The sequence below is a fragment of the Microcoleus sp. PH2017_05_CCC_O_A genome (genome assembly GCF_020738785.1).
Classification (GTDB): Bacteria; Cyanobacteriota; Cyanobacteriia; order Cyanobacteriales; family Microcoleaceae; genus Microcoleus.
In genome coordinates this window covers 1-24,301 of sequence record NZ_JAEQCB010000111.1, presented here as the reverse complement: position 1 = coordinate 24,301, position 24,301 = coordinate 1, and the positions used below count along the sequence as shown (strand labels likewise).

General features: G+C 43.9%; 18 protein-coding genes. 14 read left to right on the top strand and 4 right to left on the bottom strand.

Annotated features, from left to right (window positions below; genetic code table 11):
• Positions 1–446 precede the first annotated feature (446 nt).
• On the bottom strand, positions 447–734 hold the full coding sequence (locus JGK20_RS23230) for a hypothetical protein (protein ID WP_293198946.1): 288 nt from the start codon (positions 732–734) through the stop codon (positions 447–449).
• Positions 735–1,144: 410 nt separating this feature from the next.
• On the bottom strand, positions 1,145–1,339 hold the full coding sequence (locus JGK20_RS23225; protein ID WP_293186631.1) for a hypothetical protein: 195 nt from the start codon (positions 1,337–1,339) through the stop codon (positions 1,145–1,147).
• A gap of 98 nt (positions 1,340–1,437) precedes the next feature.
• Here JGK20_RS23225 and JGK20_RS23220 point away from each other — a divergent pair, with 98 nt between their 5' ends.
• From JGK20_RS23220 to JGK20_RS23195, 6 genes are all read left to right on the top strand, one after another.
• Positions 1,438–1,929 carry a DUF4168 domain-containing protein gene (locus JGK20_RS23220; protein ID WP_293186630.1) on the top strand — a complete coding sequence of 164 codons (492 nt, stop codon included), beginning with the start codon at positions 1,438–1,440 and terminating at the stop codon, positions 1,927–1,929.
• 256 nt (positions 1,930–2,185) lie between these two features.
• Entirely contained in the window at positions 2,186–2,623 is a 438-nt protein-coding gene (gene ureE, locus JGK20_RS23215; protein WP_293232333.1) for an urease accessory protein UreE, read from the top strand.
• 144 nt (positions 2,624–2,767) lie between these two features.
• Positions 2,768–3,457 carry an urease accessory UreF family protein gene (locus JGK20_RS23210; protein ID WP_293198948.1) on the top strand — a complete coding sequence of 230 codons (690 nt, stop codon included), beginning with the start codon at positions 2,768–2,770 and terminating at the stop codon, positions 3,455–3,457.
• A 252-nt stretch (positions 3,458–3,709) separates the two neighbouring features.
• Positions 3,710–4,306 carry an urease accessory protein UreG gene (gene ureG / locus JGK20_RS23205; protein WP_293186625.1) on the top strand — a complete coding sequence of 199 codons (597 nt, stop codon included), beginning with the start codon at positions 3,710–3,712 and terminating at the stop codon, positions 4,304–4,306.
• Between the two features lie 149 nt (positions 4,307–4,455).
• Positions 4,456–4,905, top strand: a complete 450-nt coding sequence (locus JGK20_RS23200) for a type II toxin-antitoxin system antitoxin SocA domain-containing protein (protein ID WP_293186623.1) — start codon at positions 4,456–4,458, stop codon at positions 4,903–4,905.
• A complete protein-coding gene (locus tag JGK20_RS23195) occupies positions 4,889–5,302 on the top strand; it encodes a hypothetical protein (RefSeq protein ID WP_293232331.1) in 414 nt (137 codons plus the stop codon). Before JGK20_RS23200 ends, JGK20_RS23195 begins: the two co-directional genes overlap by 17 nt.
• 38 nt (positions 5,303–5,340) lie before the next feature.
• Here JGK20_RS23195 and murG read toward each other — a convergent pair whose 3' ends face one another.
• Entirely contained in the window at positions 5,341–6,405 is a 1,065-nt protein-coding gene (gene murG, locus JGK20_RS23190; RefSeq protein ID WP_366035309.1) for an undecaprenyldiphospho-muramoylpentapeptide beta-N-acetylglucosaminyltransferase, read from the bottom strand.
• Between the two features lie 213 nt (positions 6,406–6,618).
• On the opposite strand from murG, the gene JGK20_RS23185 reads away from it, so the two are divergent.
• From JGK20_RS23185 to JGK20_RS23155, 7 genes are all read left to right on the top strand, one after another.
• Positions 6,619–7,515, top strand: coding sequence for a nuclear transport factor 2 family protein (locus JGK20_RS23185; protein WP_293208469.1), 897 nt, complete (start codon positions 6,619–6,621; stop codon positions 7,513–7,515).
• A gap of 240 nt (positions 7,516–7,755) precedes the next feature.
• Positions 7,756–8,538: an SDR family oxidoreductase gene (locus JGK20_RS23180; protein ID WP_293232327.1), complete on the top strand. Its 783-nt coding sequence runs from the start codon at positions 7,756–7,758 to the stop codon at positions 8,536–8,538.
• Positions 8,539–8,846: 308 nt separating this feature from the next.
• Positions 8,847–9,869 (top strand): calcium-binding protein, encoded by a 1,023-nt coding sequence (locus JGK20_RS23175; protein WP_293186613.1) that lies wholly within the window; start codon positions 8,847–8,849, stop codon positions 9,867–9,869.
• 972 nt (positions 9,870–10,841) lie between these two features.
• Entirely contained in the window at positions 10,842–16,439 is a 5,598-nt protein-coding gene (locus JGK20_RS23170) for a tetratricopeptide repeat protein (protein WP_293232325.1), read from the top strand.
• Positions 16,440–16,524: 85 nt separating this feature from the next.
• A complete protein-coding gene (locus tag JGK20_RS23165) occupies positions 16,525–18,525 on the top strand; it encodes a tetratricopeptide repeat protein (protein ID WP_293232323.1) in 2,001 nt (666 codons plus the stop codon).
• 593 nt (positions 18,526–19,118) lie between these two features.
• Positions 19,119–21,359 (top strand): tetratricopeptide repeat protein, encoded by a 2,241-nt coding sequence (locus JGK20_RS23160; RefSeq protein ID WP_293232321.1) that lies wholly within the window; start codon positions 19,119–19,121, stop codon positions 21,357–21,359.
• 82 nt (positions 21,360–21,441) lie between these two features.
• Positions 21,442–22,140 carry a class I SAM-dependent methyltransferase gene (locus JGK20_RS23155; RefSeq protein ID WP_293193221.1) on the top strand — a complete coding sequence of 233 codons (699 nt, stop codon included), beginning with the start codon at positions 21,442–21,444 and terminating at the stop codon, positions 22,138–22,140.
• A gap of 154 nt (positions 22,141–22,294) precedes the next feature.
• Here the strand turns inward: JGK20_RS23155 and JGK20_RS23150 are convergent, their stop codons facing one another.
• Positions 22,295–22,993 carry a methyltransferase domain-containing protein gene (locus JGK20_RS23150; protein WP_293186605.1) on the bottom strand — a complete coding sequence of 233 codons (699 nt, stop codon included), beginning with the start codon at positions 22,991–22,993 and terminating at the stop codon, positions 22,295–22,297.
• 254 nt (positions 22,994–23,247) lie between these two features.
• Between JGK20_RS23150 and JGK20_RS23145 the strand changes: the two genes are divergently transcribed.
• Positions 23,248–23,565 carry a hypothetical protein gene (locus JGK20_RS23145; RefSeq protein ID WP_293186604.1) on the top strand — a complete coding sequence of 106 codons (318 nt, stop codon included), beginning with the start codon at positions 23,248–23,250 and terminating at the stop codon, positions 23,563–23,565.
• Positions 23,566–24,301 lie beyond the last annotated feature (736 nt).

Genomic DNA, 24,301 nt, shown 5'->3' with positions numbered 1-24,301 from the left:
TCCGAATTTACGCCTGTGGACAAGTTGCGAGCCGACTCCCTTGGGTGAAGCAGGAAGCAGACCCTTCAAGAGCAATCTTGATTGAATAGTGAGACTTGAAAAAGTTTAGCTAAGTTTTGTGTAGCAGTAAATAGTAGCACCGCGCACATCGGTATGGCCCCCAGATAGGCAAGCACAACTCCACTGCTGCTCTGGGGGCTAATACTATTTTAGACTTGAGATTCTTCGGCTTCGCTCAGAACAAGTTTGAGATTTGAAATTCGGGATGATTTAGTCCGCGCAAAAACGGATAGTTGCGAACGACACTTCTGAGGATCGAACCCAAAATTTTAGACCTAACGACCGGCTTTTCGGTCAACGCTCCTGTTTAAGCTCCCAGATTAATCTGTAGATTGACATACTTCTTGGTGCCTTTCAGTAGCTTGGCTTCTCGAATTATCATGATTCTACTTTATCATAAAATATTTTAGATAAAACTTTTTAGCGACCAACTTCTTCAAGGTGGCTAAAGTCACCACCGCGTTCATCCCCACGCCTAAAGTCGGGGGCTTTCCGCTCGCTTTTCGGTAAAATCGACGTTGGTTCGGGTTCCGGTTCACTGAGTGCGCCTCTCCCAAGAGGGGATTTTCTCGATCGACAAATCCGCCTCTGCTTAACATTACATAAATCATTGAGTTGGCGATCGCATTCGCCCTTGCCAGAAACCGGGTTTTCAGCCCAAATATTTGGTTCAAATCCTTAAGATAGCGAAAAAACTGGTTTCTTTAGTCCCTTGGCGTTAGTCCTATGCTTGAAAGAATTGATGAGTGCGATCGATCCTAAATTTAACACCCTCAAAAGAATGCAATTGTAGGCCAGTGAGCCAAACCCCGATCAGTCATTCCCGAATCTCAAATCTCAAATCTCAAATCTCAAATTGTCTGACTTACCAGAAAGAATTGGTTTAAAGCCGGAACCCTTGTAGGGAGGAATTAAAATCAGACTATTCATTACTCCAATCCTCTTCCTTCGAGGTAGAGGTCGCTGTCACAGGTCAACTGTCAACTGTCAACTGAATGAAAGCCGATCGCACCTGAATTTGAATAATTAATGTGAGAAGTTTGTCAAGGACTTTTAGGATTATTTAAGATTTGAGCGGTGAGTATTATTTGGTAGAGGCAATTGGGGAACGCTCTGTAATGAAAAATACCCTGTGAATTTGGCGATCGGTTAACTTATTAAAGATGTTACAATCGGTCAAAGGATGGAAATTGCTAAAAAGTCGTGAAGCGTAGCTATCCCGATCGTGAATCGCCCTAGCAACTAGCAAATCAAGAGTGCTGGAATTAAAAATTGTCACTCAAGGGCAGGAACTTTTTGGCCACCACATTATTCTGTAATATTGAGCCTCAGTGCGCTGTGTCATTTTTATCTCCACGCAAGCAATAACCGACGACCATGAACACCTCACTCAACACCTCTAAATTTCGCCTAAACCGGATGCTGCGGCAATCGCTGTTCGCAGGCATCATTTCCGCAGCAGCTTTGGCTAGCGGATGGGCCCCTGACTTGTACGCAAAATCTCCAAGCCTTGTTTTCGGAGCGGCGGCCCAAGCTCAAGAAATTAGCAACGCCGAAATTACTAGCTACGCTCGCTCTGTCTTGGGAATCGAACCCAGACGGGAGGAAGCTATGAAGGAAATTAAAGGAATGGCTGGTGGCTCGGTTCCCAGAATAGTCTGCAACGAAACTCAGGGAATTAACAGCCTATCTGGAGGTATGCGCGGCGTGGCAGTGAATTATTGCCAACAAGCTAAAAAAATTATCGAAACCAATGGCTTGACAGTTAGTCGCTTCAATCAGCTCACTTTGCTCCAGCAACGCGATCCGGCTGTCAAACAACGAATTCAAGCCGAATTGCTGCGGTTGCAACAAGCGGGAAATCAATAAATATAGATGGTTTTAGTCTTTCTTCCTCTCCCGTTCTATAGTTTGAGTTACTGCACGGTATGCAATCATTTTTGAGAAAATGGCGATCGTCTGTAAAGAAGTGCTTGACAAAATAACCAATATTTGGTATGCAAGAATGGGAGCGGTTTAGAAAGAGATATTTTGGGCGACTACTTGCGATCGCAATTGGAAATAAAAAAGATATTCCTCAAAAACTAGATGTGAAGTCAATTCCTTTGAGGAATAGAATAGAGAAATGCTAACTTTCACAAAACGTTTACCTGCAAATCCCGATGCTGTTGTCAGCTTTAGTTTGCCGATGACAGCGGACGATCGCACTCGCAGCCGCCACCGATTCGAGACGGAGGCTGGAGAAGTGCTACACTTGGCTTTGCCTAGAGGTACGGTGTTGCGCGATCGAGATTTATTGCAGTCCGAAGACGGTAGCTGTTTGGTACTGGTAAGTGCAAAACCCGAACCGGTACTTACCACAAGGGCCTCGACAGGGCTGCTGCTGATGCGGGCGGCTTATCATTTGGGAAACCGCCACGTAGCTTTAGAAGTTGCTGATAATTATTTAAGGCTTTCTCGTGATTCTGTTTTGCAGGGAATGCTGGAAAAAATGGGTTTGGAAGTAATAGAGGAAATTGTGCCGTTTCAGCCGGAAATCGGCGCTTACGGCCACAGTCATTAGGAATGGGGAATGGGGAATGGGGAATGGGGAATGGGGAATGGGGCAAAATAACAAATAACAAATAACAAATAACAAATAACAAATAACAAATAACAAATAACAAATAACAAATAACAAATAACAAATAACAAATAACAAATAACAGTGAACAATCAACTTTTATGTTTGTTGCAGTTAGCTTTTGCACCTGTGGGAGCTTATAGTTATTCTGAGGGAATCGAGAGTCTGGTAGAAGCTGGTGCGATCGACAGCGAGAGCAGTTTGAGGAATTGGTTGGAAAATTCGCTGGAATTTGGGGCGGTGCGAGTAGAAGCGGCTGTGGCGGTACGGGCTTTGAGGGCGGCGAAGATTGGGGATTTGAGGGCTTTGAGTTATTGGAATGCTTGGGCGACTGCTGCTAAGGAAACTGAAGAGTTGCGCTTGCAAAGTTGGCAGATGGGGCGGACTTTGACGCGGTTGTTGCTGGATTTGCGATTGCCCGTACCTTCTGCTTTGACAACTATTGTAAAAGATTTGGTGGAAGTTGGTGGCAATCAGTGCAATTTTGCGATCGGCTTTGGGATTGCGGCGGCTTGCTGGCAGATTGAAGAGGAAGCAGCCGTGGTAGGATATTTGTACAGTTGGGCTGCAAATTTGGCGAGTGCGGGCGTGAAACTGATTCCTCTCGGTCAAACTGCGGGCCAACAGTTACTATTAGATTTGCAGTGTCAAATTAGTTTAACGGCGCGAGAAGTTTTACAATTAGAAGATGATGACCTCGGTAGTTGCAGTTGGGGATTGGGACTGGCTAGCATGGCGCATGAAACTCAGTACACTCGCTTGTTTCGCAGTTGAAATTTCAAATTACAAGGTATGTAGTTGCGCTTCAGCGCTCTTCTCTTATATCTGATGAAAGAGCGCTTTCATCCAAGGTACGTAGTTGCGCTTCAGCGCTCTTCTCTTATATCTGATGAAAGAGTGCTTTCATCCAAGGTACGTAGTTGCGCTTCAGCGCTCTTCTCTTATATCTGATGAAAGAGCGCTTAAGCGCAACAACGTACCTAAAAAGCCGTCCAAGATTGCTAAAATCTAAAATCTAAAATCGCTATGAGTGCTTTTCGTGTAGGAATTGCTGGCCCGGTTGGTTCGGGAAAAACTGCTTTACTGGATGCTTTGTGTAAGACGCTGCGCCAACAGTACCAGATTGCTGTGGTGACTAATGATATCTATACTCAGGAGGATGCACAGTTTTTGGTTCGGAGTCAAGCTTTGGAGAGCGATCGCATTTTGGGAGTAGAAACTGGAGGCTGTCCCCACACTGCTATCCGCGAAGATGCTTCGATCAATTTGGTAGCTATAGAAGAGTTAGAATACAAATTTACTAATTTAGATTTAGTGTTTGTCGAAAGCGGCGGCGACAATTTGGCGGCAACTTTTAGCCCGGAGTTGGTGGATTTGACAATTTACGTGATTGATGTGGCTGCGGGGGATAAAATTCCGCGCAAGGGCGGGCCGGGAATTACTAAGTCGGATTTATTGGTAATTAATAAAACAGATCTCGCGCCTTTTGTGGGAGCAGATTTGGGCGTGATGGAACGGGATGCTAAAAAGATGCGCGGGGAGAAGCCTTTTGTGTTTACTAACCTGAAGACAAAAGAAGGCTTAGAATCGGTAGTTAATTTTGTTAAATTGAATATGGCATAGATTGAGAAAATATAGTATAATGTAAGTAAACTCCCACGGCTCGCAATTCCCCGTGAAAACGTCTCCAGACAAATATAGTCTGGTTGAGTCGCGGGAGTGTCAAAAAAATCTCGTTCTAGTTTAGCCCTTTAATGACTAGCAAGTAAGTTATGCTGAGTTGTTATGATGCAGCCAAATACTTTTTGGCTCAGGCAAGTGAAGATGCTGGCGATCTGATATCTAATCTCAAGCTTCAGAAATTGGTTTACTATGCTCAAGGCTTTCATTTAGCTTTGTACGATGAACCGCTATTTCCTGAAGCCATAGAAGCATGGACTCACGGGCCCGTTGTTCCTGATTTGTACCGTCACTATAAAAAGTATGGTACTGGTGCAATTCCATGTCCAGAATATATAAACTTTTCGATTTACGACGAAGAAACTAAGAGCCTGCTTGATGAAGTTTACTCTGTGTTTGGGCAGTTTGCTGCATGGAAGTTAAGCAACATGACACACGAAGAATATCCCTGGAAACTTGCTGCTCAAAATAGCGGAAAAATTACTCATCAATCCCTGAAAAAATACTTCAAGACTCAACTCAATTGTGAAGAAGCATCTTAAGGCAAATCAACGCCAAGAAAAAGGGAAAAGGATTTCATCTAGAGAAATTGTTAATTTACCGCCAGAGCAGGAGTCACCTCTATTTTCTTTGCGATACATGAATAAAGATTACTCTCTTTCTCAATGCACAAAAGATGAAAAGGCTGCTTTTGCAGATACGCTCTACAAATTAAATCAGCTTACCTGGAGTGAGATTAATGCTTGTCCCCGTCACGGATTGGGCTACGAGAAGATAGCCCGAAGTTCCATTAGAGCACCTATTCCCAGCCATCTTAAGGAGGATGTAAATTTTATTGCTTTTCGGTTTTGTGGGATGGCTCCGATGGTTGGTTATCGGGATGGGGCTGTGTTTTATGTTATTTGGTTAGACAGGGATTTTACGCTTTACCCTCATTAAAAAGAACTCGTTAAATTAGTGGCGGTGTCCTATTTTCGCTACCGCACCAACAATTCTCTGACTAAATTTGCCAAACGTTCCGTACTGTCTGTCACCGCTAATTGAAGAGCACCTTGAGACATTTTTGCCAAATATTCGGAATCTTTTAACAAATATAAGACTTTGCTTTGCAATACCTCTGCTGTCAGTTCGCTTTGACGGAATACCACGGCGGCGCCTGCTGCGGCAAATACTTCGGCGTTAAATCTTTGGTGATCGTCTGCGGCGTGGGGGAAAGGAATTAAAATAGAAGGCATTCCTGTAACTGCTAATTCTGTTAGAGCACTGGCGCCCGATCGACTAATTGCTATATTTGCTCGCTGTAACAAACCCGCTACATTATCATAAAATGGCATCGACAGATACTGTTCGTGCTTCAAGCTTTCAGCATCCGGGTCATTATTTCCGGTGAGGTGAACTACCCACGCACCCGCCTCAAACCAAGCCGGAGCACATTCGCGCACTAATTTATTGACGGCGACAGCTCCTTGGGAGCCACCCATTACTAAAATTACAGGTACGCTGTCAGGAATTGGTAACTTTAGAGGTTCGCGAGTCAAGAATTGCGATCGCACTGGCGTACCCGCAACCACCGTTTTCGCGCGGGGTAAATGCTTTGCCGCTGCTTCAAATCCGATCGCCACAGCAGTGCAAAAAGGACTAAACCACCGCGTCACCTTCCCAGGAATTGCATTAGATTCGTGGAGAATCACCGGCAAACCCAAAGAGCGAGCCGCCAAAATAGCCGGTGCTGCGATGTAACCGCCGGTAGTAAATACTCCCTGAAAATTTCCCGCTTTGAGCAACTTCCGTACCTGAATGATCGAGCCGAGGAGTCCGCCCAAAATTCGCAGTGTACCGAGTCCAAATCGCTGCTGAAAGCCTTCAACGGCGATCGTATGGAGGGGGTAAAGGGAGGGAACTAATTGCGTCTCCATGCGGTCTGGCACTCCCAGCCATTCGATCTGACAGTCGCTCAACTGACGAGCTGTGGCGATCGCCGGAAATAGATGTCCTCCCGTGCCGCTAGCTGCAACCAACAACCGCAGGGGGGTTTTTGTCAAGGTATTTGTTTCTTTTACAAGTTCCACAGGTCGATCGATTTTAGATTAGAGGTTTTAGATTATTATGCTTATTGTTCCGGCAGTTTCAGCTAATTTTCAATCAGCAATCTAAAATGAGATTGTGCCGTATCTCTCCTTCCGTTGTCAGTTTTTCGTTGCAGGCGAACCGTTGCCCGCGCCGCGACCCCTGACAAATAACCAAAGTATCATCTAATGCGTAATTTTTTGAATTTAGTGCCAAGTGTATCTCAGTATTTTGCCAGCCGTCGGGACGAAAAAGCCGATCGCGCGATCGTGTTTGGCTGCTTCGGCGGCCAGTCGATAGCTCAAATGTTGTTATGTTTAGCAGTTGTAGGTGCTGGCGTATTGCACCCGAGTGCGGTAAGCGCGATCGCGGCAACTCCCCAGGCGATCGCCCAAACCCCAGCCAATGCCCCAGCCCCACTCACCAAACTGCTAACAGAAATAGACGCAGCCGCCAACCGGCGCGATGTCAAAGCAGTCATGGCATTTTACAGCCAGAATTTCACTCATTCTGACGGCTTAAACAGCCAAAGCATGGAAAAAGCCCTCACCCAACTCTGGCAGCGATATCCGAATTTGAATTATCGCACCGAACTGAAGTCTTGGAAAACCGAAGGTAACGCAATTATCGCTGATACCGTAACTACAATTGCAGGCACCCAGAAACAGGATGGCAGAGAATTAAACCTCAAAGCTACCATCCGTTCTCAGCAGCGCTTTGAGGGTGAAAAAATAGTTAAGCAAGAAATTTTAGCAGAACAAAATCAGATTACTTCTGGTAAAAATCCTCCCAAACTTCAAGTAAATGTGCCGGAGCAAGTGAAGGTGGGCGAAGAGTACAATTTTGATGCCATTGTACTAGAGCCGATCGGCAATGACATTTTAATCGGAACTATTTTGGAGGAGCCCGTTAACGAAAAAACTTTTTTCAAGTCCGCAGAAGTCGATCTGGATTTGCTGAATTCCGGCGGGATTTTTAAAGTAGGTAAAGCTCCGGCTACTCCTGAAAATCGCTGGATTTCAGCAGTTTTGATGCGACAAGGCGGAATTGCAATGGTTAGCGTGCGATTGCGGGTTGTTAAATAATAAAATAGGTGTTATGGGGAATTGGGCATCGGGCATCGGGCATCGGGCATCGGGCATTGGAATCAGAACCTGGAAGCTTATCGATCGCAAATAACCAATAACAACTGCTAACAGTCAACTATCAACTGACAACTGACAACTGTCAACTGTCAACTGACAACTGACAACTGTCAACTATCAACTGACAACTGCTAACAGTCAACTGTCAACTGTCAACTGTCAACTGTCAACTGACAAAAAATGATTTCTATCCAAAATCAAATTGTTTTCATTACCGGTGCCAGTAGCGGTATCGGAGCAGCCTGTGGCAAGATATTCGCCACAGGTGGAGCCAAACTAATTTTAGCAGCCCGCCGCCGGGAAAAGCTCGATCGCCTTGCCAAAGAACTTGCAGACACAAAATTAGTCTCCTCAGCGAACGAGATTTACTTGCTAGAATTGGACGTGCGCGATCGCCCGCAAGTCGAATCGGCGATCGCTGCACTGCCCGACGCCTGGAAAAACATCGATATTCTGATTAACAATGCGGGATTGAGCCGCGGTTTAGACAAACTGCACGAAGGCAACTTTCAAGATTGGGAAGAAATGATTGATACCAATGTGAAAGGCTTGCTGTACATGACTCGCTACATCGTGCCTGGAATGGTCAGCCGAGGCCGCGGCCACGTAGTCAATATCGGCTCAATAGCAGGCCGTCAAGCTTACCCGAAAGGTAATGTTTATTGCGCTTCCAAAGCAGCGGTGAGAGCTATTTCTGAAGGATTGAAACAAGACCTTTTGGGAACACCAGTGCGGGTGACGGAAATAGAACCTGGTTTGGTGGAAACAGAATTTAGCAATGTCCGGTTTCACGGCGATTCAGACAAGGCAAAAAATGTCTATCAAGGACTGACACCCTTGACTGCTGAGGATGTAGCGGATGTCGTGTATTTCTGCACGACGCGATCGCCCCACGTCAATATTAGCGAAGTCTTGCTAGTTCCGACAGACCAAGCTAGTGCAACTCTCGTTCACAGAAAATAGTTTTGAGGTCTGAATAAAAGACGTATGAATAGTTAAATATTTTCCGCATCCATCAGTATTTTCACATAGATAGGAATCCCCAAACTATCTAGATTTTTTAATATAAATTAATAGAAGACGTATGAAGATTTAAATGGTTCCCGCTTATTTATCAGTAATTTTACATACAAAAAAATCAAAAAAATCATTGATTTTTTTTTGATTAATTGCAGATAAAACTATTCCGGAAATTAGAATTTTAGCCAGTAAAATTCACAAGAGATATGAAGACTCCCGATAGATATCCCCCCTATGCGAGATGACTGGCAATGTCCCAAATAACAAATCCAACTCAACCCCTAAGCGTTCAACCAAACGCTATTGGCGGTTTAATTATTCAAGGCTCGCCCGATATACCAAACAGGATTAACGGTAGTAGCGGTTCGGATCAAATCATTCTAGGTTCTGGTAACGATGAAGTAGCAGCTCTAGGTGGCAATGACATCATATTTGCTCTAGACGGCAATGACACCGTAAGAGGTGGCGACGGCAATGATACTGTCTTCGCCGGTAAAGGCGATGATTTAATCGAGGGCGGTGCTGGCGAAGACGTTCTTTTTGGCAATCAAGGAGCCGATACCATCCGCAGTGGAGAAGGCAATGATACTGTTTTTGGAGGTAAAGGTGATGATTTGATAGACGGTGGCAGTGGCGATGACTTCCTGTTTGGCGACCTCGGCAACGACAACATTTTCGGCGGTGACGGGAACGACAACCTTTTCGGCGGTGAGGGCAATGACTACCTTATCGGTGGTGAAGGAAATGATACTTTGTTCGGCGGTAAAGGCGATGATGTGGTTGAGGGAGGCCCTGGAGATGACTTTGTAAATGGCAATTTAGGAAATGACACCGTTAGGGGCGGCGAAGGAAACGATATTTTGTTTGGCGGCAAAGGCAATGACATCGTAGAAGGCGGTGCCGGCAACGATATTATTTCTGGCAACAGAGGAAATGATACCCTCACAGGTGGTGCAGGAGCAGATACATTCCGCTTCGAGTTTGTCGGTGCCGATAATATGGATACGCTGACAGATTTCAATCCTACAGAAGATAAAATTCAACTCGATGGAGCTGTATTTAATGCTTTGATACCGGGCAATCTAGTTGGCAACCAATTTATTACAGACCCCAATTTCAATCCCAACACTCCTGGGACTCCGGGCGCGGCTAATGTCGTCTACAACCCGGCTGACGGTTTGCTGTACTACCGCAATCAAAACGGACAAGTTTCGATTGTTGCCCAAGTCGGTTCTAACCTGAATCTTGGGTCAAACAACTTTGAAATTATCTAAATTTCAACCCTATGTAGGGTATATCTACCATTGACATATAACTTTTATCAAAAAGATTAGATACTCATGCGGATAGGGCATTGGGCATTGGGCATTGGGCATTGGGCATTGGGCATTGGGCATTAAGATACCTCACTTTTTTTAGAACCGCTATAGATTTGAGATTTGAGATTGAGGGATTGATTGGTCAATACTTCTTTCTGATAATTAATTAGATTTGAGAGTTTAGATTTTATTAGACTTGAGCCGTAGCCGTAGGGTGCGTCAGGTAGAATATTCTTCGTCTGTTATCAAAAATAATCGCCCTGACGCACCCTACAATAACTTTGAATTTTATTGAATTTTAAAATACTTGAAGATATAAATCTAGTGGGAGAACAAGAGTCTATTTTTTTTTATTCAACTCTGACGCTCCTGTGGGAAAGCAAGTATTTATTTTTTGCTATGATTTTTTTTTAAACTGATAACAAACAAGAAAATTCATTATATATAGCACTAACTCTTGCCAATCTTTTTGATGTGGATTATATATAGAGAAGGTACGGTGTATCGCCTGAAAAATAGAGCGTAAATTCTGATTAACAACAAGCCTTGTTACTGTTACTCAGATCTGTCACAACTTACGTACTGCTGCCCAAAAAACTGAATACTTTACTGATTCGAGGTAGGCAACGAAGTAGTTGAGTGAAAATACCTGGTTTCAGATACCATTGTCTCAAAATCATACAACTGTAGGTTAGGGAGTATCCAAACCGATATCAATCAACGCTCCCCCATCGAAAATCCCAAATAGAACATAGTAAGACGATCCGTGCTTCATTCAGTTGACAGTTGACAGTTGACAGTTGACAGTTGACAGCGGCCTCTTCCGGTCAGTCCGAGGATTGGAGTAATGAATAGTCTGATTTGAATTTCTCCCGATCGGGGTTCCGGCTTTAAACCAATTCTTTCTGGTAAGTCCTAATCAGTGTGATGTCAGTTATGACTAGCGGCCACAATTTACATTTTAAAATCAGTAATTTAACTGCGATCGCCACCGAAGCGATCGCACAAAATACCAATTTAGATGTCAGAACTCTTTACAAGACTGGCACTGCTTTCCAACAGCAAGGAAAAATAGCAGCAGCAATTGACAGTTACCAGCAAGCGATATCCTGCTGGAAACAAAGCTCCGATCGAGCAGTTTTACCCTGGGCTGTCAAAGCATACAGCAATTGGGGCTGCATTCTGGCGCAGGAAGGCAAATTTGATGAAGCAATGGCAGTTTTTCAAACGGGAATAGCTGTTGCGCCCGATGATGCTGCTCTGTACCATAATTTAGGTATTGTGCTGTTGGAAGTGCGGAAACCCCAGGAAGCGATCGCCCTTTACCGCCGCGCGATCGAGTTGCAGCCAGAGTTAGTTATTGCCCGTTACAATTTGGGAAAAGCCTTCCAACAGTTGGGGCTGCATACTTTTGCCGGAGAATGTTTCGATCGGGTAATCAGCCAAAATCCCGATCGAGTGGCGGCTTGGGGCGATCGGGCTATTTCCCTGATCGCACAAGGCAAATTAGCTGAGGCAATGCTATGTTTTCAAAATGCGATCGCTCTCCAAAGCGAGTTTGTTGAGGGTTTTTGCCACCACGTAGAGATGCGGTTGACGGAGGTAGCAGATCTCAATGAACTCGATCGCTCTCAAATAGCCTGTGTCCGATTTCTCAGGCAACTTCAAGAAAAAAACGGCTCTAATTCTGCCATTTCTAGTCTTGCTCAAAATCCGCTGAATTTGTCATCATTGCTCCTCAATTTAGCAGAAACTTACTTTCATCTGGGAAATGCCTTGGCTGAGTACGGCGGGCACGAACAAGCGGAACAATATTACCAAAAAGCTTTACAAATTCAACCTCAGAATGCGGATATTTACTTGCGACTGGCTGATTGCTTGAGTCAGCAGCAACGATTTTCGGCAGCGATTGTAATTTACCGTCTAGTGCTGGCAATTGCGGGCGATCGATCTGATATTTGCGAGCCGTTGCAGGCTGTATTGAAACAACAGCAGAAGTTGCAGCAACTGACTCGCCTTTCCCCCAGTCTAGATCCCCCTAAATCCCCCTTAAAAAGGGGGACTTTGAAAGCGCTTCCGGTTCCCCCCTTAAGAAGGGGGGCTAGGGGGGATCGAGATCTAAATGTCGATCGCCCAGATGATTCCCCTGCAAAAATCCCTGTCGCACCTCAATCCTTCGGACACCCCAGACTTACCATTTTGGGAGATATTGAAAACTCCCAATTTGAGAGCTCCTTACCCTCCATTGTTAACTGGAACCAACAGCAGAAATCCGAATGTCATGGTTTAGATTGTCAGCGGTGTCTCAGGCGGATTTTCAAACAGTTTGAACCCGTGCATTTAGGTGATGGCGTATATTCTTGCGACGGCCAGGCAAAAACAGCGTTTGATTCGCCGGAAACCTTTGTAACTTCCCTCCCCAACGGGCGGGCTTGGATTGTACCGCAGAAAAATTCTTGGATGATTTGCAATGCTATTGCGATTATAGATGAACAAGATCGGCTGTTACCCGAACTTTCCCGCGAATATCCGGGCGAGTTACCCGGATGCGACAATCAACATTCTACTCAGCACAGGTTTTTGAAGTTAAAACCGGAAGAATTGCCGCCTTTAGAAAAGATAGACGGTACGGTGGCGGTATTGGCCGGACTTTCGGGAAATGTCTATTTTCACTGGATGGTAGATATCTTGCCCCGCATCGAAATTCTGCATCGTTGGGGTATAAATCTGGAAGAGATAGATTGGTTTTTGGTGAATAGCTGCCAGCAGCCTTTTCAGCGAGAAACCCTGAAAGCATTGGGAATTCCTGAATATAAGATTATTGAGAGCGATCGCCATCCTTACATTCAAGCCAAACATTTAATTGTTCCCTCTTTTTCAGGATATTTGGGCTGGCTGTCACCCCAGGGGCTGGAGTTTTTGAGGCGAGTTTTTGCAGGAGAACAATCTCCTAAACTCCCAGAAAGTTGCGCTGGGGAGAGCAAAAATACTCAGCCAGAACGCATTTATATCAGCCGCAACAAATGTAGCTACCGACGAGTTATCAATGAAGAACAAGTCATCGATTTTTTAAGCGGATTTGGCTTTGTTCCAGTGCTACTAGAATCTATGACTTTGAACGAGCAAATAGCTTTATTTGCTAGTGCCAAAGTAATTGTCGCGCCGCACGGCAGCGGTTTAACAAATATTATCTTCTGTTCTCCCGGAACAAAGGTAATTGAGCTGACCTCTGGGAATTATATCAGGCATTACTATTGGGCGATCGGTCAGCAGCTAAATCTCGAACATTATTACGTAACAGGAGAGAACTTTGAGTGCTATCCAATCCGACAGTTAATGTATCAAAATCCATTAACTGAAGATATTTTGGTGAATTTGAAGGATCTCAAAATAATGCTGGGCAATGTCAATGTCATTCCCTCAAAAAAACCACTAAATTTAATATCGCGAGAAAACCCTAAAAGAACCATCAAAATCATGAACCAAGAATCAGGCGATTATTTCCAAAAGCGGGCAGAGTTTTATTTAAAACAAGGCAAGTTAGCTGATGCTATAGCGGCTTGCGAGCAAGCCCTGAAACAACAACCTAATTTTGCGCCAGCTTACAAGACTTTGGGAAAAATTAGTGCGGCACAAGGAAATTCAGCTAAGGCAAAGCATTGGTACACAAAAGCTCTGGAATTTCAGCCCAATTTTGCGGAAGTTTATACTGACCTTGCCGCTCTGTATGGCGCAGAAAAAAATTGGGAAATGGCTTTAGCTTGTCACCAAAAGTCAACATCCCTACCGATGACAAATATGCCAACCCATCAGAATGACATCCCAGAAATTTTAGGTTTCAATCCTGACGATATTGAAGTCTACATTCAAGGTGCAGAATCGTTTTATGCTCTCAGAAAATTTGAGCAGGCTGCGACAGCTTGCCAGCGAGTTATCCAAGTTAAACCCGATGCCAGAGTTTATAAAATTTGGGGGAATGCTAGGCAAGCTCAAGGCAAGGTAGAGGAAGCGAAAAACTGTTACGCTAAGGCTATTGAACTCGATCCTGATTTTGCTGAAGCTTATACTAATTTGGGGACGATTTATGCTCAGGAACAGCAGTGGCAATCGGCGATCGCATTTTACCAAAAGGCGATCGCCCTTCAGCCGAATTTAGCATCAACTTACCGCAATTTAGCTCGGGTGTGGGCGCAAATGGGGCAGCTATCGGAGGCTGACGGGTGCTGGTTTAAAGCGTATTCTCTGGAACCTGCCAAAGCCACGCCTGAAGAACACATCCAATTGGGCGATAACTTTTTGAGGCAGAATCAGGTAACGCAGGCAATACGCTGTTACTGTCACGCGATCGAGCTAAACCCCAATTTTAACCAGGCTTACCAACAGTTAGGCAATGCTCTCAAAGCTCAAAGAAAGTTGCAGGAAGAAGTTGCTAACTATCGAAAAAGTAGTGAAGATCGCGCTAATCTTTCTGAGGATTTGTTGAATACAGTAGTCGTGGGTACTAACCCAAAAGCTGAGTTACCTCAGAATCTCCAAACATCTACTTTGCAGGCAAATATTCCAGCTAATTTATTGCAACTAGATTCGACAAGTTCTGCTGAAAAGCCTCGCGTACAGTTGCAGCAACAGCAAACAATTCCTGCTGTACCGGAACTGTTAAATACGATCGCCAATTCGGCAAATTCTGCACCCGCTGTTCCCAACTCGGCTGATGTTTCGCCCCAGGTGACTGTTGTTGACAGCGGTTTTGCGACAGATTTTCGGAAACAGGATACGGCTGATAACTGCATTCAGCGGGCAGAATCCTATTGCGCTCAAAAACAATTCGATCTGGCTATTGCTGAGTGCAAGCAAGCCATTGAGATTCAACCCGATGCGGTGGCTGCTTACAAACTGTGGGGCAGTATTTTGCAAGGGCGGGGGAATTTAGTAGGGGCGATCGAGTGCTATCAAACAGTTGTCAAAATTAATTCTAGCGACGTGCAAGCCCACGTAAATCTCGGCAGTTTGTATGCCATGAAACAACAGCGACAGCAGGCAATTGCTTGTTACCAAAAGGCGATCGCCCTCCAGCCGAATTTAGCAGCAGCTTACCGGAATTTGGCTAGGGTGTGGACGCAGGATGGCAAGCTGGAAGAGGCGAATGAGTGCTGGTACGAAGCGTTTTCTCTGGAACCGGAAAAGGTATCGCCCAATCACCACTTTAAACTGGGAAATATTTTGTTTCGGCAAGGCAAAATCCCTCAGGCGATCGCCTGTTACCAGCGCGCGATCGAGTTAAATCCGAACTTGAATGGTGTTTACCAAAATCTGGCAAAAGCGCTGACAAAAGAAGGCAGGTTGGATGAAGCTGCTGTCTGCTTGCAAAAAGCGGTGGCACTTAACGGCAACTATTCACTATCTAGTAAAGCAGTGGATTCTGTTCCCGCCACGACAGGGGTAAGCGCCTATCAAAACAGTCGCCAAACTGCGGTGGAAACTGGGGATACCATTGTTTCTTCGGTACAGATAAATAATCCTGCAAAGTCTGCGGAAACTCTCAGATTGTCTGCAAAGGCGATCGACTCAGACAAACCTGTGGCAGTTGCCAATTCTCTCAGTGCAGAAGCATACATCAAACAGGCAGAATCTTATTACGCCCAGGGTAAATTTGATGAGGCGATAACTGAGTGCAAGCGAGCCATTGAAATCACACCTGAGGCGGCAATTGCTTACAAGATTGCGGGGAATGCTACTCAAGCAATGGGAAAAGTTGATGCTGCTAGGTATTGGTACACTGAAGCCTTGGAAATTGAACCCAATTTTGCTGAAATTCATGCAAATTTAGGCAGCATCTACGCTCGTCAAAAACTGTGGCAAAAGTCAATTATTTGTTATAAAAAAGCAATTGAAATTAAACCAGATCTCGTAGTGGCTTACCGGAATTTAGCTCAAGTTTTTGTGCAGTCTGGCTTTCCACAAGTAGGGGCAGAATACTGGTATGAAGCTCTCACTTTAGATATCAAGTGGGCAACTGCTGAGGAACACTTTACTCTGGGCAATACTTTGCTACAGTTCGGTCAGTTGGAGAAGGCAATTTCCTGTTACCGGCGGGCAATTCAGTTGCAGCCGAGTTATGCGGATGCTTATCACAATTTAGGGGAAGTTTTGAGCGTTCGGGGTGAGTGGGAAGATGCGATCGCAGTTTACCAGCAAGCGATCGAACTGAACCCATATTATGAGGGGTCTCATTACAGTTTGGGGAAAGTTTGGGCTAGTCTCGATCGGCGGGAAGACGCGATCGCCTGTTATCGGACGGCGATCGAATTAAATCCCCACTTTGCTCAAGCATATCAAAGTTTGGGGGAAGTTTTAGATAGTCGCGGTCAGTTGGATGAGGCGATCGGGTGTTATGAAAAAACCATTGAATTGAAACCTGATATCTGGGAACTTCACCAAAAATTAGGTGATGCTTTGCAAGAAAAAGGCGAAATTGATGGAGCGATTCACGCTTACAACCGCGCGATAGAACTGGCAAATAATTAGTTATCTATTTTCCGGATACTGATTCAGGAAACAGAATAATAAATCACAAGGATTTGACTGTATCAATTTTTAGCAGGTATAGGATATGAACAGCGAAACCAATAATATCATAGAATTTCCTCTTAATAACAATTCCGATTCATTCCTCGCGCGCCAACCAATTGACAATTTGTTGAATCCGCAATCTTTGGTTTTAAAAAGAATCTACTTAGAAGGTGACGAACAAGATAGGAAGAAAGTGCGCGATTCCTATAGCATAGTCAATGCTAGCTTTAGCCATGCTAAACCTCACTACAGTTTAGGAAAAGTTTTTGCCAAAAAAGGAGAGTGGGATAAGGCTATTTCGTCCTACCGTCAAGCCTTAGATTTGACATCTGATTCAGCGGAAATTTACCAGAGTTTGGGAGATGCTCTTGTTAAAAAGAGCGAGTTAGATGAAGCTGTCATAATTTATCAAAAAGCTATCGAAATTCAGCCTTCTCTGTGGGAAGTCCACCACAATTTGGGGGATGTTTTGCAAGTACAAGGAAGATTAGATGAGGCTGTTGCTGCGTATCGTCGGGCGATCGCCTTTAACCCCGATTTTTCTTGGTCGCACAATAATTTAGGGGATGTGCTGATTAAGCAGGAGATGTGGGAAGAGGCAGCCCAAGCGTATAAAAGTGCGATCGGGCTAAATCCAGGCTTCCATTGGTCTCACTATAACTTGGCGGATGCTTTAGTGCAGTTGGAGAGGTGGGAAGAGGCGATCGCCACTTATCGGTGTGCAATTAATTTAAAATTGGATCTGCCTTGCGTGCAAGAAAAGTTAGCCGATGCGCTGAAAAATCACAGTCCGCTGTCAGCCAAAGAAGCTATTAGTTGTTACAGTCAAGCTATTGAGGAAAATCCAGATAATATCAAAGTCTATCACAAGGCTTTGGAAGTTAATCCAAAAGACCCGAAACTCTATTTAGGTTTGGGTAATGCTCTCGCAAGACAGGACAATAGAGATGGAGCGATCGTATTTTATCAGATGGGGCTACAGTTCAAGCCTGGTGACTTTGAACTTTCTTTGCAGTTATCGAAAGCCTTGATAAATATCAAGGATGGATTTGAGGATGCGGCAATAGAGTCGCAAGCCGAGACGATCGACTTTTATAGCAAGCAGAGGGCAAATTATGTCAACTCCTCAAAAATGCTGTTACCAGTTCAATTCTCGCCGATCGCAAAATCTATACGATATCAAGTTGATATTGTTGTCTGCGTTCATAATGCTTTAGAGGATGTGAAAGAGTGTTTAACCTCTATTGTCCGACACACCAAGGTTGACTATCGCTTGCTCATCGTAGATGATGGCTCTCAACCAGAAACCAGAGATTTTATTCAGGCGTGGGTTAAAGATGTTTCGCAAGCAATTGTTTTGAGAAATGAGACGGCTCGCGGTTATACCAAAGCAGCTAATATCGGTATGCGGGCCAGTACGGGTGACTATATAATTTTGTTGAATAGCGACACAATTGTCACTCCTGGCTGGATAGAAAAATTAGTTGACTGTGCTAATTCACGAAAAGATATTGGCATAGTCGGGCCTCTGTCAAATTGTGCATCTTGGCAATCGATTCCTGAAATATTTGACAATAAGGGGGGCTGGATGATTAACAGCGTTCCTGATGGATTTTCACTGGAGACTTTTAGTGAATTAGTAGAAAATGTTTCGGAAAAGGCATTTCCTAATGTGAATTTTGTTAATGGCTTCTGCTACATGATTAAGAGAGCAGTGCTTGAGGCAATTGGGTGGCTGGATGAAGAGAGTTTTCCCTACGGGTATGGGGAAGAGAATGATTTTTCAATTCGAGCTAAGAAAGCTGGGTTTAAACTAGCGATCGCTGACAATGCCTATGTCTATCACTCTAAGTCTAAAAGTTTTGGACACGAACGCCGTCAAGAGCTTTCTAAACAAGGTTCTACAGCGTTTAAACAGAAGCATCCCGATATTAATGTCAAAGCTTTGACTGAGGAAATCAAGAACAATCAAACTCTCGATCGTTTACGCCTCAAGCTCCGCGAACATATCATATCAAATCCGGCAGCATCGGTATTATGAGAGTGCGAGCGTCTCGCTCGCGGCATAGATCGCGGCATAGATCGCACTGATAAACTGTTCTGCATTTAAATTGGATATCAAAAAAAATCAGACTCTTGTGGGGTGTCCCGCCCGCCCTGAATATACAATTTAAATGTGCGATAGCTTATCATCCAAATATATTATTCCGAGGGAGCATCCTGCAAACATATCCGCAAGGGCGAAGCATTCGCGCCTGTATCCTATCGACTATATGAGAGATTTTTAGCGCGAATGCTTCGCCCCTACAAAAACGGGATGCTCTCTATTCCGATGCAGCCGGAAATGATATTAGTCATTAGTTAGCAGTCATTAGGGGTGCATCTCAATGCAAGCGAATATATCCGTAGGGGCGAAGCATGACCGCAGAAAATAGGAGGTTATAACTAATAATTTATATGCGGTCATGCTTCGCCCTCTTCAAAAACCAGATGCACCTGTCATTAGTCAGCAGTCATTAGTCATTAGTTACTGATTATTGGGAAATATTAAAAAATAACAAATAACAAATAACACATAACAACTGTCAACTGTCAACTGTCCACTGTCAACTATCAACTGAAAATAGGGTTTATATGTCAGAAAAAGTCGATCTAGAAAAGGCAGAAAATCATTTCCAAACTGGCCAAAAACTTGAACGGGAAGGGAAATTAGAAGAAGCGATCGCTATTTACGCTCAAGCTATTCAAGCCAACCCAAATAACTCTGAGTTTCACCGCAGTTTAGGAGAGGTTTTGCAACGGCTGGGGCGACATTCTGAAGCGATCGCCAGCTACCGTCAAGCAATTGAGCTGCAACCGAAGTTTTCTAAAGCTTACCACAACCTAGGAAATGCCCTGGGTCAACTGAAGCAATGGGAGTCGGCGATCGCCTCTTACCGTCAGGCGATCGAACTCAAACCCAACCTCCCCACTGCTTACTACCGTTTAGGGGAAGCTTTACAACAACTTGGAGAAATGGAAGAAGCGATTGTCGCTTACCGTCAAGCTATTGAACTCAACCCAAATAACCCTGACTTTCACCACAGTTTAGGGGAATTTTGGCGGCAACAAGGGAAATATCAGGAAGCGATCGCCTGTTACCGTCAAGCTATTGAGCTGCAACCGAAGTTTTTTAAAGCTTACCATAACTTAGGAAATGCTCTGGGCCAACTGAAGCAATGGTCTGAAGCGATCGCCTCTTACCGTCAGGCGATCGAACTTAACCCAAATATTCCTGAGTTGCAATTCAGCTTAGGAGAGCTTTTGCAGCAACAAGGGAGACATTCCGAGGCTATCCCTTGTTACCGTCAAGCTATAGAGCTGCAACCGAAGTTTTCTAAAGCTTACCACAACCTAGGAAATGCTCTAGGTCAAATGAAGCAGTGGTCTGAAGCGATCGCCTCTTACCGTCAGGCGATCGAACTCAAACCCAACCTCCCCACTGCTTGCTATCGTCTGGGCGAAGCTTTGCAACAACTTGGACAGATAGACGAGGCGATCGCCAGCTACCGTAAAGCTATTGAACTGAAACCTGATTCTTCTGCTAAATTTTACTACAATTTAGGAGAACTTCTCAGCCAAAAACAGCAGTGGGAAGAGGCAATTAGCTGTTACAGTCAAGCATTCGAGCTTGACCCAAACTTTTCGCCAGCCTATTACAAATTAAGGCAAGCCTTAGCCCAAAACGGTCAGCCCGATCCACAAGACAAAACAGTTTCCTACGAGCGATCTGCTGTCAAGTTAAATGTCAATCATGAATTTCCCAAAATTTTGTTTATTCTCCCCGTCAAAGGCGGTGGAGGAGGCGCTCATTCAGTAGTGCAAGAATCCTTAGCACTTTATCGCTCTGGGATTCCTATCAAAATAGCCGTCAATCAGTCTAACTTTACTGACTTTTTAAATGGTTACAAAGAAATTCCCGAAATTGGTGAAATTGCAGCTTCTTATCAAACTTTAACTGAGTTCAAAAAATTAGCTCAAAATTTCTCTGTAGTCTGTGCTACTACTTACAGTTCAGTAAAAATCCTGGAAGCGTTAGTTAGAGAAAATCCCCAGATATTGCCAGCTTACTACATACAAGATTACGAACCATTATTTTCTTACATAGATACTCCAGAATGGGAAGAAGCGCGACAATCCTATGGACTGATTCCCCATGCTATCCAGTTTGCTAAAACTCAGTGGTTGTGCGAGATTGTTAATCGCAATCATGCTGTTAAAGTCCACAAAGTAGAAGCCAGCATCGACCATCAAGTTTACTCCCCCGATCTGAAGAGTGAAAACTCTCGCATAGAGATTTCTATGATGGTAAGATTCACCACGGCCAGACGCGCTCCCCGTCGTACATTAGCTGTCGCTAAAATTTTATCAGATTTGTTTCCAAATCAAGTACATTTTACTATCTTTGGCTCTGACCGGAGTCTGATTGAATCTGCTGGGATACCGATTCCAGAAAATACTACGATTTTTCCTCATCTGAGTCGCTCCGAAGTCGCGGCCCTGCTGCGGAACTCAGATATATTTCTAGATCTTTCTGATTTCCAGGCTTTTGGCCGTACAGCTATAGAAGCAATGGCTTCTGGCTGCATTCCAGTTGTCCCCGATAAAGGAGGAACAGATGAATTTGCGATCGCTGACTTTAACTCTGTAGTCGTTGACACCACATCGATTGAGGATTGTGTCAAGGGAATTGGTAAGCTCATTCAAGCCGATCGCAATGTCTTATTGCAACTCAAGTTAAATGCTATTGAAACAGCGGCCAGATATTCACCAAAACGTGCTGCTTTTAGCATTTACAATCTTTTTTGCAATGAGCTACTTCAACTTGCTTCATAGATATTTTTAGGAGTTTCAAGTAAGTATTATGTTAGACCCTGTTCTTCAAAGACGATATCTCAATAAAGTTCAGCTCCAACTAATGACCCGAAAGCGATGGGCTTACCTACGCTATCTTCAGATGCGTGAAGGATTAATCGAAGCCTTAAAAACGGCAGAAATCAAATCCTTTCTCAGCGTTGGCTGTGGAGCTGGATTAACGGAGGTAGCTCTCGCTCTAGAATTTCCTGCAATTGAGTTTTACCTCACGGATATTGATACTAAAGCCAATATTCAACAGCGATTAGGGATGCGGATGGCCACCGAATGGGTGATTGAAAATGTCAAATGTGACACTTACGATACTTTGACTCCCTCATCAGAATCCTACGATCTAGTAGCCTCGATTGAAGTCCTAGAACATATCGAGGCTGACAAAAAAGCAGCGATTAATATGCGTGCAGCATCACGGAAGTATGTATTTGCACTTGTTCCATTTGCCAGTCATGAAACTAACCTCAATAAAAAAATGAGAGAAAGTGTCTGGAAAAATCACCAGCATTATCGCGTCGGCTACAATGCTGATAGCATCCAGGAAATTTTCCCAGATATTACAATTTTACGTGGGTGTTACTGGAACGATGCTGGTATTAAACTGCGCCAAAAACTTGAACACTTGTCTGATGAAGAAATCCGGGCTTTATTGCCACATTTAACTCAGCTAGCTAAAACAGATATTCGTAACAGTATCCCTGGCGCTGATGGAAATTGTCATGGAATGTGGATTTTGTCAAAAGTCTGAATTATATCTTTTGACAGTTGACAGTTGACTGTTGACTGTTGACTGTTGATAGTTTACAGCATTTGACAAATTAGGTACGTAGTTGCGCTTCAGCGCTCTTAGCTAATATCAGGAAAGAGCGCTGAAGCGCAACTACGTACCTTTGCTCAGTCGCTCAAGAAAAAGTGAGACCTTTTTGATAAATCAAATGTTTGTATGGGAGATTGCGAACATCGGATACACTTACATTATTAGACAACCAAATAATGCCAACAACTTCTCGATAAACTGGTTGGTTGAATTCCACTATTGGTTTTACTTCATGTTTTTCTTGTTCCCAATGCTGTTGGTTTTTGAGTGACGATAACGGGTGAATAGTTGTATCTTGAGAAGAGTTGACCAAGACTCTCCCATAAATTTCATAGTTGGGAACATTGAGTTCTTCAAGAATGTTCTTTACCTGTTGGGCTTGGAGATGTAAAGTATGACCTGTCCAGTCAGACCAATAAAATTTTAGTCCTAAAGATTTTAAGTAGTCATCGGCATCAAAAAAAGGCCCTTTAATAAAAACGAATTTTCTCGAAATTCGGATAGCATTTTTTATGGCTTCTTTGGCATAATCTAATTTAGGTAAATGCTCCAAAGTATGGTTGAGAATTGTAAAATCCACGCAACCATCAGGGAGATCGAGATTGCAAAAATCTCCTTTGATGGCATCATATCCAGCAGCTTTGGCTGATGCTACCTTCTTCGGATCGAGATCGATGCCAAATCCCTTACGCCCTTTGAGTATGTTGATTCCAAATTGAATTGAGCTACCGTTAGAACAGCCAAAGTCTGCAAAATCAAAACTTGTAATATCGAACTCACTCATAATTCTCTTCCAATCAAAATCAAATGTATTGCAACTAGAGATAATTAATTAATACATGATTTTGGTAAGGGTTTCAGGAAAATAGATGTGGTTCTGCGAAGAGAATAGATGCGTTATGCGAGATGTGGCAGTGCAATTTGCCTTTTTTTATATACCGCAAACTTCCAATCTACATCCTTCCCTGATTCAATCCGGATTAAATAGGAAACTTCAGAACAAATAACTATTAACGAACATATCCCCAATAGTACGGTATGCCTAGTCCAAAACCATTGATAACTCGTCCACAGCGTTTAGGTTCATCTAGAACCTACTACAAATTTCAAGGAAAACCTTACAAGCATCTGGAAATAGAGATTAAATTAACTTCTTTAAAAACGATAGCTACTGCTATTTTGTTAGGGGTTCCTTATCTGGGGTTTATTTACGTGTTTTTTTCTGGAGGAGCAAAAGTTATAGCTGTTGGTTTGGTAGTAGTAGGTATCTTGATAGGGGGAACGATCGCACTTTTATACTACTTAAACAGACAAGAGCCTGTCAAACCGCCGACAAATCAAAACAAACGGCGGTAATACCCAGCCCCAAACTCTATTCTGGGGCTGACGCTAGCTCGATCGCTCCATCCGAAATACGATCGCCCCTCCCGACTGCGAAATTCAGATTTTGGGTATCATCAAGCGATCTGTTGAAAATTTTGATACAACTGTCCGGATTGCTACTGAATTCCCAGGAAAGTAGATTAGTAGATGCACCCTGATTAATTAACTCCCAACCAATTTTGGCCCGGGAGTTTTTTTTTGTCGATCGCACGCACAGCCGTAAATTCTGGCAAATTTCCCAAATTCTCCGGAAAGAGGTACGGTGCTACCGGAGACTAAATTAGTAGATGCACCCTGATTAATTAACTCCCAACCAATTTTGGCCCGGGAGTTTTTTTTTTGTCGATCGCACGCACAGCCGTAAATTCTGGCAAATTTCCGAAACTATCCCGAAAGAGGTACGGTACTACCGGAGACTAAATTAGTAGATGCACCCTGATTAATTAACTCCCAACCAATTTTGGCCCGGGAGTTTTTTTTGTCGATCGCACTTTATGAGCAAATTCTGGCAAATTTCCGAAACTATCCCGAAAGAGGTACGGTACTACCGGAGACTAAATTAGTAGATGCACCCTGATTAATTAACTCCCACGCCAATTTTGGCCCGGGAGTTTTTTTTTGTCGATCGCACTTTATGAGCAAATTCTGGCAAATTTCCGAAACTATCCCGAAAGAGGTACGGTGCTACCGGAGACTAAATTAGTAGATG